General features: G+C 56.9%; 13 protein-coding genes and 3 pseudogenes. 11 read left to right on the top strand and 5 right to left on the bottom strand.

Features of this window, described 5'->3' with window-relative positions:
* Nucleotides 1-169: 169 nt before the first annotated feature.
* The 5 genes and pseudogenes from E8M78_RS01360 to E8M78_RS01340 form a co-directional block, all read left to right on the top strand.
* A pseudogene (locus E8M78_RS01360) lies at nt 170-721 on the top strand (hypothetical protein); the annotation flags it as partial.
* A 28-nt stretch (nt 722-749) separates the two neighbouring features.
* A complete protein-coding gene (locus E8M78_RS01355) occupies nt 750-1,508 on the top strand; it encodes a 5-oxoprolinase subunit PxpA (RefSeq protein WP_137133353.1) in 759 nt (252 codons plus the stop codon).
* A 53-nt stretch (nt 1,509-1,561) separates the two neighbouring features.
* Nucleotides 1,562-2,053 (top strand): annotated as a pseudogene (locus E8M78_RS01350) (DUF1445 domain-containing protein); the annotation flags it as partial.
* A 6-nt stretch (nt 2,054-2,059) separates the two neighbouring features.
* Nucleotides 2,060-3,661: a 5-oxoprolinase subunit PxpB gene (gene pxpB, locus E8M78_RS01345; protein ID WP_137133352.1), complete on the top strand. Its 1,602-nt coding sequence runs from the start codon at nt 2,060-2,062 to the stop codon at nt 3,659-3,661.
* 36 nt (nt 3,662-3,697) lie between these two features.
* Nucleotides 3,698-5,431, top strand: coding sequence for a biotin carboxylase N-terminal domain-containing protein (locus tag E8M78_RS01340; protein ID WP_137133351.1), 1,734 nt, complete (start codon nt 3,698-3,700; stop codon nt 5,429-5,431).
* Nucleotides 5,432-5,494: 63 nt separating this feature from the next.
* On the opposite strand, the gene purU is transcribed toward E8M78_RS01340, so the two are convergent.
* Complete coding sequence (purU, locus tag E8M78_RS01335) at nt 5,495-6,376, bottom strand: formyltetrahydrofolate deformylase (protein ID WP_137133350.1); 882 nt, start codon at nt 6,374-6,376, stop codon at nt 5,495-5,497.
* Between the two features lie 348 nt (nt 6,377-6,724).
* On the bottom strand, nt 6,725-7,156 hold the full coding sequence (locus E8M78_RS01330) for an organic hydroperoxide resistance protein (RefSeq protein WP_137133349.1): 432 nt from the start codon (nt 7,154-7,156) through the stop codon (nt 6,725-6,727).
* Nucleotides 7,157-7,325: 169 nt separating this feature from the next.
* Here E8M78_RS01330 and E8M78_RS01325 point away from each other — a divergent pair, with 169 nt between their 5' ends.
* The 6 genes and pseudogenes from E8M78_RS01325 (at nt 7,326) to E8M78_RS01300 (ending at nt 10,887) form a co-directional block, all read left to right on the top strand.
* Nucleotides 7,326-7,787 carry a MarR family transcriptional regulator gene (locus tag E8M78_RS01325; RefSeq protein WP_205910210.1) on the top strand — a complete coding sequence of 154 codons (462 nt, stop codon included), beginning with the start codon at nt 7,326-7,328 and terminating at the stop codon, nt 7,785-7,787.
* Nucleotides 7,788-7,805: 18 nt separating this feature from the next.
* Nucleotides 7,806-8,495, top strand: a complete 690-nt coding sequence (locus tag E8M78_RS01320) for a 4'-phosphopantetheinyl transferase superfamily protein (protein ID WP_137133347.1) — start codon at nt 7,806-7,808, stop codon at nt 8,493-8,495.
* Between the two features lie 203 nt (nt 8,496-8,698).
* Nucleotides 8,699-8,914, top strand: coding sequence for a hypothetical protein (locus E8M78_RS01315; protein WP_137133346.1), 216 nt, complete (start codon nt 8,699-8,701; stop codon nt 8,912-8,914).
* A gap of 69 nt (nt 8,915-8,983) precedes the next feature.
* The gene (locus tag E8M78_RS01310) at nt 8,984-9,292 is read left to right on the top strand and encodes a YkgJ family cysteine cluster protein (RefSeq protein WP_137133345.1); all 309 of its coding nucleotides are present in this window, start codon (nt 8,984-8,986) and stop codon (nt 9,290-9,292) included.
* 141 nt (nt 9,293-9,433) lie between these two features.
* A pseudogene (gene speB, locus E8M78_RS01305) lies at nt 9,434-10,404 on the top strand (agmatinase).
* A 171-nt stretch (nt 10,405-10,575) separates the two neighbouring features.
* Nucleotides 10,576-10,887, top strand: coding sequence for a hypothetical protein (locus E8M78_RS01300; RefSeq protein WP_137133344.1), 312 nt, complete (start codon nt 10,576-10,578; stop codon nt 10,885-10,887).
* A gap of 259 nt (nt 10,888-11,146) precedes the next feature.
* Here E8M78_RS01300 and E8M78_RS01295 read toward each other — a convergent pair whose 3' ends face one another.
* The 3 genes from E8M78_RS01295 to E8M78_RS01285 form a co-directional block, all read right to left on the bottom strand.
* Entirely contained in the window at nt 11,147-12,076 is a 930-nt protein-coding gene (locus E8M78_RS01295) for a glutaminase (protein WP_137133343.1), read from the bottom strand.
* Nucleotides 12,077-12,174: 98 nt separating this feature from the next.
* Nucleotides 12,175-13,647: an NAD-dependent succinate-semialdehyde dehydrogenase gene (locus E8M78_RS01290; RefSeq protein WP_137133342.1), complete on the bottom strand. Its 1,473-nt coding sequence runs from the start codon at nt 13,645-13,647 to the stop codon at nt 12,175-12,177.
* Nucleotides 13,648-13,711: 64 nt separating this feature from the next.
* On the bottom strand, nt 13,712-14,629 hold the full coding sequence (locus E8M78_RS01285; RefSeq protein WP_137133341.1) for an HD domain-containing phosphohydrolase: 918 nt from the start codon (nt 14,627-14,629) through the stop codon (nt 13,712-13,714).
* Nucleotides 14,630-14,659 lie beyond the last annotated feature (30 nt).

The following is a 14,659-nucleotide window of genomic DNA, read 5'->3' as shown; positions in this document are numbered from 1 at the left end:
TAAAGAAATATTGTTGAACAATATTGGCGAATTTGTAAAACGAAATAGCCCTTAGCATCAGGAGAGCGGTCAGGGATCGATTGAGGCCGCTCTCATTCAAATAAAAGTGGGAACCATGGAACAGCCAACTGCAGTAGCATCTGCCGATCCTGCATCTGGCAAATCACGTCGCTCAGCACTCTCCGGCATCGCTGTGACAGGCATCATGCGCTACGTCCTCTTCCTCGCCATTCTCGGCGTGGTATCGGCGGGCGTCGCGATCGATGTCTCCGGCAAGGGCGCCAACCCTGCAGCGCCAGCATTCCAGGCTGCGGCAGGCGAAGTCGGCCTCCGCATCTTTGGCGCGGTCCTCTGGTTTGGCGACATTACCTCGGTCATCGGCGCGGCCTATACATCGGTCTCCTTCATCACGGTCTTCCAGAAAGACATTACCGACCGCGCGCGTGACATTGCGACGATCATCTTCATCGCCATCTCGCTATTCTTCTACGTCATCATCACGACGCCTCCTGCGCAAATGCTCGTCTTTGTCGGCGGATTGAACGGCCTGATCCTCCCAATCGGCCCTTCCATCTTCATCTATGCGACATGGGCCCGATCCGGCCTGATGGGTGGCTACCGCTATCCACGCTGGCTGCTTGTGCTCGGCGTGCTGATCTGTGCGCTGACTTGGTATATGGGCTACAAATCCATAGGCCCGATCTTCGCGTTGCTCGGCTGAAACAAGACAGAACAAGGGAGAGGAAACCATGACTTCCATCGATCTCAACAGTGACCTCGGCGAAAGCTACGGCGCATGGAAAATGGGCGATGACACGGCCATGCTGTCCATCGTTTCCAGCGCAAACATCGCCTGCGGCTTTCATGCGGGCGATCCGCTCGGCATCCGCCAGACGGTAAAGGCCGCTGTGGAGCGAGGTGTCGTCATCGGCGCCCACGTTTCCTATCCGGATCGCGTCGGCTTCGGCCGCCGCGATATGGATGCCACAAGTGTGGAACTGACAGCCGACGTGATCTACCAGATCGGCGCACTACAAGGTATCGCCGCAGCAGCCGGTAGCAAAGTGGCCTATGTCAAGCCACACGGAGCGCTCTACAATCGCATCGCTCACGACGCGAAGCAGGGCCAAGCCGTCATCGACGGTATTCGGGAAATCGATCCAAATCTCGTACTGATGGGACTGGCAGGAACGCCAATCCTCCAACTGGCGGAGAAGGCGGGCCTGAAGACCGTGGCAGAAGCCTTCGCAGACCGCGCCTATACGCCCGGCGGAGAGCTTGTATCTCGTCGTGAAGCCGGTTCCGTTCTGCACGACACCAGCATCATCGGCCAACGCATGCTGCGATTGGCGCGCGAAGGCACGCTGGAAGCTATTGATGGCACGATTATCAAAATCGAGGCTCACTCCATCTGCGTTCACGGCGACAGCCCCGGCGCCGTTGCTATTGCGCAAGCCGTCCGCCAGACCTTGGAAGCCGATGGCATCACCATTCGCTGCTTTGTCTGACCCCATTTTTCCGGGAGGAAGATATGATTTCTTTCGAACATCTGCCGCATGTGGACGCATCCGCTGCCTGGGCCGAACATCCAGATCTCGTGAACTTCCTTAGCGGGTGCAGCTTCACATTCGAAACGCTCATGGCCGACGCGGGTATCGAGATCCGGCATATCACCGACAAGTCGAACGTGCCGATGTATCTCACGAATAAGCCATGCCAGCCGGCGGGCCGTCTGCACGGCAATATGGCCGTCTCGATGCGACCGATCCGGGCAAATCGCGTATCGGATGCCGCCACCATTTCCGGGCATTTCCCTTCTGTGCACGGTTCGCCGGTTCCCGTGGGCCAGCCGGAGGCCCTAGGGATTTCCGATATCTACAGACCTGATTTTGGTTATCCTGTCCGGATCGAACCGGGTGAGGTTCCCGTTTTCTGGACTTCTGGCGTAACACCGCAAGTGGCGGTCATGGCGTCCGGTGTTCCGTTTGCCATCACCCATGCACCTGGCCATATGTTCATGACCGATATCCCCGATTCCGCTTACCACGCGTGAGGTTCCATGCGCTTCCTGCCCGTCAGCCTCACCACCCTTTTGGTGGAACTGCAAAATCTGGATGAGACACTGGCACTCTTCGCGTCCCTGCAGGCCGATCCGGTCGACGGCATTGTGGAGATGGTGCCTGCCGCACGGACGGTCATGGTGCGCTTTCAGCCAGAGGTAATCACCGCGCCTGAACTGGTTGCGATCATTGCCGAACACGATGTCTCGAAGGCTATATCTGCGTCCGACCAAAGCGTGGAGATCCCTGTCCATTACGATGGCGAGGATCTGGCCGACGTGGCGGCACTGACAGGACTATCGATGGAGGAGGTCATCCGGCGTCATACGGAAAGCATCTTCACCGTTGCCTTTTGTGGCTTCGCCCCTGGTTTTGGCTATCTGGTCAATGGCGATCCCAAGCTGTATGTGCCGCGCAGAAAAAGCCCACGCACCCGCATACCCGCCGGTTCCGTGGCGCTTGCTGGAGAATTCTCCGGCGTCTATCCGCAAAACAGTCCCGGCGGCTGGCAGATCATCGGCACAACCCCAGCGAAGATGTGGGACCTCGATCGCAACCCGCCCGCTCTGTTCCAGCCGGGCTATCAGGTGCGCTTCATCGATCTGGCGCATGCGCCCGCCAGCTACCATCTGCCGCCAACTCCGCAGGTCATGCAGGCACCAGCACGGGATGTCACGGAAGGTGTTGCACTCAAGGTTCTGGAAGCGCCCATGCCTGCACTCGTTCAGGATCTCGGTCGCTTCGGCCAGACAGGTCAGGGCGTGTCTTCCTCGGGCGCCCTCGACCAGGGCGCGTTCAAAACAGCGAACCGCATTGTCGGCAATCCGCTGAACACGCCCTGCCTCGAAATAACCTTGGGTGGCTTCTGCTTCGAAATCACCGGCCGAACCGTGATGGCCTTGACGGGTGCCCCTTGCCCCCTTCAGATCGAAGCACGCGACGGCACCTCAATATCTGCCGAAACCTATCAGCCAATTTCGTTGGAATCAGGCGACAAAGTCCGTCTCGGCTTTGCCGCCAGCGGCGCCCGCAGCTACCTATCCTTCCGAGGCGGTATCGACGCCGCCATGGTTCTCGGGAGTGCCGCGACCGATACGCTTGCGGTCGTCGGGCCGGAAGCGCTTGTTGCAGGAAGTGTGGTCGGCATTGGCGGCGTTGTTGAGCGGCTTCTGCCAGTCAGCCTTGAAGAGCAGCCAGCGTTTAAACACACCGTCGCCGGTGAAGAGGTTGTGCTCGACGTCGTCATGGGGCCTCGTACCGACTGGTTCACGCAAAAGGGTGTCGAAACGCTCTTCAACCAGAGCTGGACGGTAACGCCGCAATCCAACCGCGTTGGCGTTCGTCTTGCCGGAGACATCCCGCTTGAACGCATCGATTCCCGTGAACTTCCGAGCGAAGGCACGGCGACAGGCGCCATTCAGGTGCCGCACAGCGGACAGCCTGTTCTGTTTCTTGCAGACCACCCGCTGACAGGCGGCTATCCGGTCATCGCAACGGTCGCCGAATATCACCTCGACCTCGCCGGTCAGATGCCCGTGAATGCGAAGGTGCGCTTTCGCCCCATCACCCAATTCAACGAGATTGAACCGGCTGCTCGCTGACCAGCAGACCGATAAGAAGAACAAGAGGGAACATCCATGAAGAAGGTTCTGATTGCAAATCGTGGCGAGATCGCCGTTCGCGTCATCCGCGCCTGCCGGGATTACGGCTTGAAATCAGTTGCGGTTTATGCCGATCCGGATGTCGATGCATTGTTTGTTCGTCTGGCCGACGAGGCCTATGGGCTTGGCGGCGCACGCCCGACAGACACCTATCTCGACATCGCCAAGTTGATCGAGATCGCGCAACGCTCCGGCGCAGATGCCGTGCATCCCGGCTACGGTTTCCTTTCGGAACGCGCGGAATTTGCCCAAGCCGTGATGGATGCCGGACTGACCTGGATCGGGCCGGACCCGAACGTCATAGAAGCGCTTGGCGACAAGGTAGAGGCACGACGCATTGCTCTCTCGGTCGGCGCACCGCTTGTCGCGGGCAGCGATGGTCCCGTGGAAACAGCAGCGGAAGTCCTGGCTTTCGCCCGCGCGCACGGGTTGCCGCTGGCAATCAAGGCTGCTCACGGCGGCGGTGGGCGAGGCATGAAGGTTGTGTGGAAGATGGAGGACGTGGCAGAGGCCTTCGAGTCAGCTGTCCGCGAAGCCAAGGCTGCTTTCGGTCGTGGCGAGTGCTTCCTCGAACGTTTTCTGGATCGGCCACGGCATATCGAGGCACAGGTGATCGCTGACAAGCACGGCAATGTTCTGGTCGTTGGAACACGTGATTGTTCGCTCCAGCGCCGCAACCAGAAACTCGTGGAAGAGGCTCCGGCTCCTTTCCTCACCGATCTGCAACGGCATAGCATCCATGATGCTGCAAAGCGCATTTGCGCTGCGGCTGGCTACTCGGGTGCAGGAACGGTCGAGTTCCTTCTTGGCGTCGACGGAACAATTTCGTTTCTGGAAGTCAATACGCGTCTTCAGGTCGAGCATCCGGTGACGGAGGAGACGGCGGGTATCGACCTCGTGATTGAACAGTTCCGGATCGCCGAAGGCAAGCCGCTTGAAGTGACCGAAATGCCTGTACCACGTGGACACTCCATCGAATTTCGCATCAATGCTGAGGATCCAGGGCGTGGATTTTTACCAACGCCGGGCACGATCACCCGTTTCGAGGGGCCTTCTGGACCAGGCGTTCGACTGGATACTGGTGTCGTTTCCGGCTCGACCGTGCCCGGAACTTTCGACTCGCTGACCTCAAAACTGATTGTCACCGGGGCAACGCGCGAACAGGCTATCGCGCGTGCTCGGCGCGCACTGGATGAGTTCGTGATTGAAGGGGTCTCGACTGTGCTGCCCTTCCACCGGGCGGTGCTGAAAGAAGACGATTTCGTCGGGAAAGATGGCTTCAGGGTTCACACACGGTGGATCGAGACGGATTTCGCCGATCGCCTGGAACAAGCCGCAAGACCTGAGCCCGCGACAACGGAGGGTCTGGTCCGCACCGCCGTAGAGATTGACGGCAAGCGCGTGATGCTGGGCATCCCGCAGGCGCTGCTCGGCGGATTGGCGGGACTTTCGGCCGGTAGCTCCCCAAAAGCCGCCTTCCTCGCGGATACCATCGATCCCCTGGCTATCGTCACGCCGATTTCCGGCACGCTGCAAAGCTTCAAGGTTGGGGATGGCGCCACAGTCCAAAAGGGCGATCTGATCGCGGTCATGGAAGCGATGAAGATGGAAACGCAGGTTCTGGCGAAACGCAGCGGCGTCTTGAACTTCACCGCCAAGCAGGGGGATTACCTGCAAAGCGGATCCGAGATCGCGCGTTTTCAGCCGTAGAAACCCATGAAATACAACAGGAAATACCGCCCCACTCGCCGATGTCGAACGGGGCGTTTTTTATCACCCCATTCGCTCGGAAGCGTAAGATCCGGGGCTCGGTGGAAACACGATGGTGCGATTGCCGTTGATGAAGGTGCGGTGGTGAATATGCGCGTGGATGGCGCGCGCCAGCACCTGTGCTTCGACATCACGACCCAGCGACACGTAGTCTTCCGGAGACTGCGCATGCGTCACGCGAACAGTGTCCTGCTCGATGATCGGGCCTTCGTCGAGATCGGCGGTCACGTAATGCGCCGTTGCTCCGATCAGCTTTACGCCGCGCTGATAGGCTTGCTTGTAAGGGTTGGCTCCCTTGAAGCTCGGCAGAAAGGAATGATGGATGTTGATGATGCGGCCCGACATCTTCTTGCAAAGATCATCAGACAAAACCTGCATGTAGCGGGCCAGTACGACAAGCTCCGTGCCCGTCTGCTCCACCAGGTCCATCAGTTGCGCTTCGGCCTGCGGCTTGTTTTCTTTCGTCACCTTGATGTGATGAAAGGGAATGTCGTGATTCACAACGACTTTCTGGTAGTCAAAGTGGTTCGAGACCACGCCAACGATATCGATTGGCAGCGCGCCAATCTTCCAGCGATAGAGAAGATCGTTCAGGCAGTGACCGAAACGCGAGACCATCAGCAGCACTTTCATGCGCTCGGCTGAATCGTGAATGTCGGCCTGCATGGAGAACTTTTTCGCAATCGGCGTCAACCCTTCCAGCAGCGCCTCCCGCAAGATGCCCTCTTCCGAGATGAAGGAGATGCGCATGAAGAAGCGCCCGGTATCGAAGTCATCGAACTGCGATGAATCCACGATGTTGCAACCCTTTTCCGCCAGATAACCCGAAAGCGCGGCCACGATACCGCGGGCGGTGGGGCAGGTTACGGTCAGGACGAAATTCATCGGCTCATTTTCCTTCAGACACAGTTTGTTATGGCGACCGGGGCTTGCGACCACGGTCGGGCCTTGCTTTTGGCGCGGGAACGGCTCGTTGTCGAGACATCCTTTATGATCGACAGTGGCGAGGTGGTAATTTACCTCATCTTCGTCACTCCGAAGCCGCCTGACGCACGAATTCGGAAGCAAATCCATGGTAGTGTGCGGGCGAATGCGGCCTTGTCTTGATACCGTCGGTTAAAGCCGCAAACGCGATAGAAACGGCTTAGCTTTCTTATCAAACGCGCCTGAAACAAGGAAGGCCGGGCATCCCGCGATGACCGGCCCTCCAATGTGATATCAATTCCAGGGTGTTCAGGTGCGTACCTTTGTCGGCACGTCCACACTCGCTTTGATGGCGTTGGAGTAAGGGCAGATGCCGTGCGTGACTTCAATGAGCTTCTGGGCTTCATCTTCAGCCAGTCCTGGCAGATAGACGTCCAGTTCAGCCGTGACGCCAAAGCCGCCTTCAGAGCGCGGGCCAATTCCCACAGTTGCATTCACCGTCGAACCCTCCGGAACCTTGGTCTTCAATTGTTGCGCGCCGACGCGCAGGGCACCCAGGAAGCATGCAGAGTAACCCAGAGCAAACAGCTTTTCGGGGTTGGCACCCTCGCCGCCCGGACCACCCAACTCCTTCGGAACAACCAATTGCAGTTCCATGGAACCATCGTCCAACACGGCCTTTCCATCGCGACCGCCACCGGAAGCCGTAGCAGAAGTCTTGTACTTTGCGTCGACAGACATAGGTCTTCTCCTTAGGTTGTGTGGCCACCGCTTCAGTGATCCACAATTCAATTGCGCACAATATGTAGCGACCGAACCCGTTCGTCAATAGCTTGCAATCAGATTGCGCACAATATATATACAGATCATGAAAAAGGCTGAACCAACTCGCGACGTCCCTTTGGATCAGATGCTCTGCTTTGCGGTCTACAAGGCGGAGCAGGCGTTCAACCGCGTATACAGGGCGGCTTTGGAACCTCTTGGTCTTACCTATCCGCAGTTTTTGACGATGCGTCTTCTGTGGAGGTCCGGGTCATCATCGGTTGGAGAGATCTCCGAGCAGTTGGGCCTCGACTCCGGTACGATCACCCCACTCATCAAACGCCTTACCAATATGGGGCTGGTTCGCAAGGAGCGACGCGCCGACGACGAGCGTCGTGTCGATATACATCTGACGCAGGCGGGGCGCGAACTTGAAGCGAAGTCCGGAGAGGTTCTACGCTGTATTGGACAAGCGCTTCAAATGGATATGCAGCAGGCTGATGCGACGTTGCAAACAATAAATCACCTGACGAGCAACCTCACGCGAGCGGTGAACGTCCGAACGACAGGCACTGATGGAGATTCAGCGCCGCATGCTTCCATCGTGTAGCGCGAGCTAGGAAGAGTAATGGCGCCTGCATTCGAGTTCACCGAGGTCAATCTACCAGGACTAGGACATGGCATGCTGGGAATTCGAACTCGTTACGAACCCATGGGCGAACCTGTGCGAGAGGCAGGCGGCATCCAGTTGCCACCAGCTCTTGCCAAAGCTGTACCAAGCCGGCAACTCGAATATCTTGCGGGTCGCGCATGCGCGGTTGAAGCCTGCCGTCGATTGGGTCTGGATCCCACGCCCGCGGCAACTGGGCCGCATCGAGAACCAATCTGGCCCACGGGCGTTATCGGCAGCATCACGCATAGCCAAGGAGAGGCAATGGCAGTGATTGCCCCCTCCATCGCCTGCCGTAGTCTTGGAGTCGATATCGAACACATCGTCGATTTACAGAAGGCGGAAGATCTTTTCAGTGTCATCGCAGACCCGGCAGAGGCAGATATCCTGAAGGATCTAACAGGTGATGATCTCGCATTGACCTTCACTCTGATTTTCTGTGCGAAAGAGGCGATCTTCAAAGCCACCTGGCCCCTCGTTCGCCGCTTCATTGATTTCAATGAAGTCAGATTGGTTGCCGCCAAACCTGGCTCGCTGACATTTGCCGCAGATACCTCTCTCGCATCTCAACTCGCCTCTCAAGGATTGCCGCCGGTTACATATGCTGAAGCTTTGCCATTGATAACAACGCTCTGCGTCTACCGATGACAAAGTTTCCAAAGGAATAGTCTTCCTGAAAAGGTACTCGTATCAGTATTCAACCTTGTATGCGTACCCGTTTCTGTTAGGTTGAATCAATCATTCATGGGTACATGATTGTTCAATCGATCAGTGAGATCGTATTTTGAACGGAAGAATTTTCCCTCAAGTTTCATTCAGTCGCTATTATGCGACAGTCTTCGAGGATTGATATGTCTCAAAACTTCAGCAAATCTCGCCAAGAGGCAGAGATCGCCTTTACGAATATTCAAACAAGAACAGCCTTACCAAACAGCGTGACCGAGGAGATTGACCTCCTTGACAGGCAGCGTCAGCAAAAGACTGAGCGTCTGCGGCAGGCGCGTCTTGAGCGAGAGCAGGAAGCGGCAGCATTTGGTAAATCTGGGGTCAGCAAAAGACTGGAATGACGTGCTGCAGCGAGCCCCGTTGTCCCTTGGGCTCCTCTCATCTGCAGTGAATTCGATCGGTGGATTACAATGACCAGCCTTACCGGCGCAGATTGCCAAACCTGCGGTGCATGTTGCGCCTATTCATCAGACTGGCCACGCTTCACAATGGAAAGCGAAGATGCGCTCGGGAAAATTCCTCCACATCTCGTGGCCGAGGATCTCAGTGGCATGCGCTGCGAAGGTCAGCGCTGTCTGGCGCTGGACGGTCAGGTCGGCGTCGCGACAAGCTGCACAATCTATGAAGTAAGACCCCAGGTCTGCCGCGAATGTCAGCCCAATGACGAGGAATGCCGAACGGCACGTTGGGCCTACGGCCTTGGGCGCGTCTCAGTCTGACACCGTTATTTCAGGCCTTGATTTGAAATGCATTGTTCGACGAGCCGTTTCCCATTCGGCAGAAAGGTCTCTGCAGTCTCTTCGCCTCTGGTCGTATCGGCCAGGAAATCGTCCGCCCCACCAGCGAAGGGTCTCCACATCATGACGGGCAAGTTTCATCAGCCTGTCGATACGGCGCAGGTGCCGCGATTTGCAGGCCACGCGACGTTCATGCGGCTGCCAGCCGTTGCAGACGCCGAAGGTCTCGATATCGCACTTGTCGGCATCCCGTGGGACGGCGGAACAACGAACTGTGCTGGCGCACGCCATGGACCGCGCGAAGTCCGAAATTACTCGAGCCTCATGCGCAGCGCGCATCATATGTTCGGGACCGAGCGCTAAAAGATTGCCAATATCGCCGATGTCGGCGACGTCACTGTCAATCCTGTCGATTTGATGGATAGACTTAGACTGATCGAAAACTTGATCTCCGCTATCGTGGAAAAAGGCGCCCTGCCGCTCGCAGTCGGCGGGGACCATCTAACCACCCTGCCTGTACTACGTGCGGCTGCAAAGAATAGCCCCGTAGGTTTCCTTCATTTCGATGCCCATTCTGACACGAACGACACCTATTTCGGCGATAATCGCTATACGCATGGAACTCCATTCCGACGGGCGATCGAAGAGGGCTGCTGGATCCAGCCCGCATGGTGCAGATCGGTATTCGGGGTTCGGTTTACGGTTCTGATGAGCATGACTGGGCACTGAAGCAGGATGTTCGTATCATTTATATGGAAGAGTTTGCTGCCCGCGGTGCTCTTGAGGTCATGGAAGAGGCGCGCGCTATCGTTGGCAGCCACGCGACCTACGTGACATTCGATATCGACTCTATCGATCCATCCATGGCTCCCGGCACCGGAACTCCCGAGATTGGCGGGTTTACGACCCGTGAAGCGCAGCAACTCCTGCGTATGCTGGATGACCTCAATCTGGTGGGCGCAGATGTGGTGGAAGTCGCCCCGCCCTTTGACCTGAACGGAATGACATCGATTGTCGGGGCAACCGTCATGTTCGAGTTGCTTTGCATTCTCGCAAGACAGGTCGAACGGCAAAAAGACAGTGTTGGGCGTTGAATGGCGTCACTATGGAGATAGACCGCGGTTGACGGTCGGCATCTTGAACGCCGCCCTGGCCAATCCCATATCCTTATCAACCCGCTGGTCCGGGCCCCTCTGGTGAAGGTTACGGCGCCTTCACGATGTCGGACCCTTTTTGAGTTCGATGCCGGATTGGAGGATGTAAGTATGCTTGCAGATATTGCAGCCTGGTTCATTACGCTTTTTCTCATCAACCCGCTTCAAGCCGAAGCCCAGGAACAACTGCAGAGGGCAAACGCATCTGCACAGACGGTGCAGCAGTTTCGCCAATGTATTGCGAGTGAGGGTCCGCGCCTGATCGAACGCGCCACTAATGAGCCTGCCTGGGCAATTGCCGCAGGGACAGGCCTCATGATCGGCTGGTCCTCTCCGCTGGAATACATCGACCGGAACAATGAAAACTGTGCCTCTGTCGTACGCTTGCTGCAGGGTAGCGAGGGCAGCACTGTCGAAAGCTGATATTCGTTCCTGAAACAAAAAAGAGAGGAGCGCCTCAGTGCTCCTCTCTTCGCCGCATCTCCCAGGAATGGGAAGAATGGTTAAAAACCTAGCACGCCTGACGCACGACGTGCGTCCCTCAGACCAGCACGAGCGGAAATGGATTTAGGTTGTGCCCCCCGATGGCCACATCCTGTTAAAGGCGCAAATGGTGCAGACACCGAATAAGACAAGGGCAATCCATTTCGCTTTTTGAATATTTATCTGAGTGAGGTGCGGATCACCCACCGAATACCGACCAGCCTGTCTTGTTGGCCAGCATTTCCAGAGCTAACGAGCCAACCAGCGAGTTTCCATTCTGATTGAGACCGGGAGACCAGACGGCGACCGAAGCCTTGCCGGGGGCCACTGCCATGATGCCCCCGCCAACGCCGCTCTTGCCGGGCAAGCCGACGTGATAGGCAAAATCGCCGGAGCCATCGTAATGTCCGCATGTCAGCATCAACGCGTTGATTCGGCGAGCCCGCTGACTGGAGACCACCGTGTGGCCCGTGATCGGGTTTTTGCCGTTGGCTGCCAGAAAGAGGCCTGCGCGCGCAAGCTGGGTGCAGCTCATCGCGAGCGCACACTGGTGAAAGTAGACGCCCAGCACGTGATCCACCGGATGCTGAAGCTTTCCGTAGGACTTCATGAAATTTGCGAGCGCCATGTTGCGAAAACCTGTCGCGGCCTCAGACCGGGCAACCTCTGGATCGATCGCGATCGTAGGATCGTCAGCGAGATATTGAACAAAGCGAACGATCTCGCCAATTGCCTCGCGCGGCGTGTGGCCAGCAAGTACGGAATCCGAAATGACAATCGCACCGGCATTGATGAAGGGATTGCGCGGCTTGCCGTGCTCATGTTCCAGTTGAACGATGGAGTTGAAGGCGGAGCCTGAAGGTTCGCGGCCCACCCTGTTCCACGTTGTTTCGCCATGTTTGCCGAGCGCCAAAGTCAGAGTGAAGACTTTGGACACGCTCTGAATGGAAAAGGCTTCGTCGCAATCGCCAGTCTTATAGACGTTGCCGTTGAGGTCAATGACGGCCATGCCGAACTTGTTCGGGTCGACACGCGCAAGCGATGGAATGTAGTCGGCCACCTTGCCTTCGCCAGTCCGCGCCTTCAACGTATGATGGATCTCCTCGACCAAAGCCTGTAGGTCCGCCATTCTTTTCCGTCGCTCCGATGATTGTCTCTTTCACCTCTATGCGCAAAGAAGGTGAGACTCGCAAGCGGTCTCCGCTCCGCCAAAGCGCGGCTTTGGCGTCACAAACCACCCAGGCAAATGTATTTCATTTCAAGATAATCTTCCAAACCGTGCCGTGAGCCCTCTCGGCCGATGCCGGATTGCTTCATGCCACCAAAAGGTGCCGCTTCGGAGGACATCCGGCCCGTATTGACGCCCACCATTCCGTATTCGAGGGCTTCGGCAACGCGCCAAACACGCTTCATGTTCGAAGCATAGAAGTAGGCTGCCAGGCCGTAAATCGTGTCATTCGCCTCACGAATAACCTCGTCGGCATCGTCAAAGCGAATGATGGGGGCCAGAGGACCAAAGGTCTCTTCCTGAGCAAGTTTCATCGTCTTGCTGACATTGGTGATGACGGTGGGCTGGAAGAAAGTACCTTCTTGGTCGCACCGCCTGCCGCCACAACGAACCTGCGCACCTTGCGCCAATGCGTCATCGATGTGCTGATTCATCTTCAACAACGCACGCTCATCAATAAGAGGGCCAACGGTCGTCCGGGGATCGAAGCCGTCTCCCACGACAAGCGACTGGACGCGATGCGCAAACTTTTCGGCAAACTCTTCGTAGACGGCTGCCTGAACGTAGAGACGATTGGCGGAAACGCAGGTCTGGCCCGCATTTCGAAACTTTGCCTGTACCGCGCCATCAACGGCCTCATCGATATCCGCATCATCGAAAACGATGAATGGAGCGTTTCCTCCCAGTTCGAAGCTGATCCGCTTGATCTGATCCGAGCACTGCCGCATCAAAATGCGGCCCACCTCTGTCGAGCCGGTAAAGCTGATCTTGCGAACCTTCGCATTGGTACAGAGCTCAGTTCCAACCGCTTCGCCTTCTGCGGCATAAACAAGATTGACGACGCCCTCTGGGAAACCAGCTAGACGAGTGAGTGCGAACATGGCACCCGCAACAAGCGGGGTTTGTTCGGCGGGTTTGATTATGACTGTACATCCCGCTGCCAGCGCTGGAGAGATCTTGCGCGCAACCATGGACGCCGGAAAATTCCAGGGTGTGATGGCACCGACAATACCAACCGGTTGCTTGATCACCAGCATTCGTCGATCGTTGGACGGCGCAGAAATAGTCTCTCCGTAGATACGGTTTGCCTCTTCCGCATACCACTGCAGATAAGCAGCCGCATGGGCCACTTCCGACTTGGCTTCTGCCAGAGGCTTTCCCATCTCCGCTGTCAGGATCGCGGCAAGATCGTCGCTATGTTGCAGGATAAGGCGATGCCAGTTCCAGAGAATGTTGGATCGCTCGCGGGCCGTCAGCCCGGCCCATTTTTCCTGCGCGGCTTCCGCCCGGTCGATCGCAACACGCACGTCGTCCACCCCCATGTCTGGCAATTCGGCCAGCAATTCGCCAGTCGAGGGATTGAAGACCTTGAAGCGATTGAGAGTCGAAAGCTTCCCAGATGGCAATTCGGCGAGTGTCTCGAACAGGGCGGGGTCTTTGAGGTGCTTGAGCAAGGCGGAAGTAATGGTCACGGCATGGTCTCCTTGCCGCCTTCTACTCCCTGGAACCGGCGGGAGCCAGTTCTTTTCGTACCATTCAATCCACCACAGCTTCCATCAACCGATGAATGATCTTGCGGTCGAATTGCTCGTTTCGCTCATACATCCAGTCCAACGCCTCCTTGGACGTCCAGGGCTTCTTATACGGCCTGGTGGATGTCAGCGCATCATAGACATCACACACTGTGCCAATACGAACGGCAAGGCTGATTTCTGGGGCCTTCAATGCACGTGGATAGCCCTTACCGTCCAGAGTTTCGTGATGGTTTCGGCAAACCTCCAGGATGAGTTCGCAATCTATCCCGTTGTTACGCAGAATATCGTAACCCACGTCCGGGTGAGACTGGATGATCCTCCGCTCTTCCGGCGTGAGGGAACCAGTTTTGCCAAGGATCTGGCTTGGCGTGAAAAGCTTGCCTATGTCGTGCAGCAGGCCTGCCATGCCGAGTTCGAGGATTGTCTGCTCCTTCAAACGCAGCAATTGACCGATCCGCATCATGAGCGTGCTGACGCTAAGGCAATGGAGATAGGTGGCTGTATCCTTCTTGCGCAACCGTGTCATTTGGATCAGCGCCGACGTCGAGCGGGTTGCCACCTCCTCCAGCGTCCTGACAACGCCGCGGGTCTTCTCGAGATCGAACTCCTTGCCTGCGACCAGTTGATCAAAAACGGAATACACGTCGTTGATGCCCTGCATCAGGGCGGTCGCAACAATCTGGCTCTCGACCAGCTTTTCCTTCGCTTCGCTAAGTGAATCCTTCGATTTGCTCTCACCTCTAGCACAACCAAGTGTCGTATTGATCAGGACAGAAGCGGCAGATGTCAGGCGGATGGCATCAAGATCTTCTTTCTCCCGAAGAAGAAAGCGCTTTTTATTGAATTCAGCGTCGGGACATTCCACGGCCTCCACATACATGCCTTGGCAGAGCGAATGCTTCGAAATGCGAACCAGCATGGCGTTCCTACGCAGACAAGAGATGAGCCT

Source organism: Rhizobium sp. FKY42 (assembly GCF_005222835.1).
Taxonomy (GTDB): domain Bacteria; phylum Pseudomonadota; class Alphaproteobacteria; order Rhizobiales; family Rhizobiaceae; genus Neorhizobium.
Note: the sequence above shows the minus strand (reverse complement) of the source record. Positions and strands in the feature narration are given on the sequence as shown.

Excerpts from the sequence above, each read along its gene's own strand:
- E8M78_RS01310 (WP_137133345.1), top strand. The coding sequence starts at position 8,984 with ATGACCAGCCTTACCGGCGCAGATTGCCAAACCTGCGGTGCATGTTGC.
- E8M78_RS01315 (WP_137133346.1), top strand. The coding sequence starts at position 8,699 with ATGTCTCAAAACTTCAGCAAATCTCGCCAAGAGGCAGAGATCGCCTTT.
- E8M78_RS01330 (WP_137133349.1), bottom strand. The coding sequence starts at position 7,156 with ATGTCTGTCGACGCAAAGTACAAGACTTCTGCTACGGCTTCCGGTGGC.
- purU (WP_137133350.1), bottom strand. The coding sequence starts at position 6,376 with ATGAATTTCGTCCTGACCGTAACCTGCCCCACCGCCCGCGGTATCGTG.
- E8M78_RS01320 (WP_137133347.1), top strand. The coding sequence starts at position 7,806 with ATGGCGCCTGCATTCGAGTTCACCGAGGTCAATCTACCAGGACTAGGA.
- E8M78_RS01340 (WP_137133351.1), top strand. The coding sequence starts at position 3,698 with ATGAAGAAGGTTCTGATTGCAAATCGTGGCGAGATCGCCGTTCGCGTC.
- E8M78_RS01355 (WP_137133353.1), top strand. The coding sequence starts at position 750 with ATGACTTCCATCGATCTCAACAGTGACCTCGGCGAAAGCTACGGCGCA.
- E8M78_RS01300 (WP_137133344.1), top strand. The coding sequence starts at position 10,576 with ATGCTTGCAGATATTGCAGCCTGGTTCATTACGCTTTTTCTCATCAAC.
- E8M78_RS01285 (WP_137133341.1), bottom strand. The coding sequence starts at position 14,629 with ATGCTGGTTCGCATTTCGAAGCATTCGCTCTGCCAAGGCATGTATGTG.
- E8M78_RS01295 (WP_137133343.1), bottom strand. The coding sequence starts at position 12,076 with ATGGCGGACCTACAGGCTTTGGTCGAGGAGATCCATCATACGTTGAAG.
- E8M78_RS01325 (WP_205910210.1), top strand. The coding sequence starts at position 7,326 with ATGCTCTGCTTTGCGGTCTACAAGGCGGAGCAGGCGTTCAACCGCGTA.
- pxpB (WP_137133352.1), top strand. The coding sequence starts at position 2,060 with ATGCGCTTCCTGCCCGTCAGCCTCACCACCCTTTTGGTGGAACTGCAA.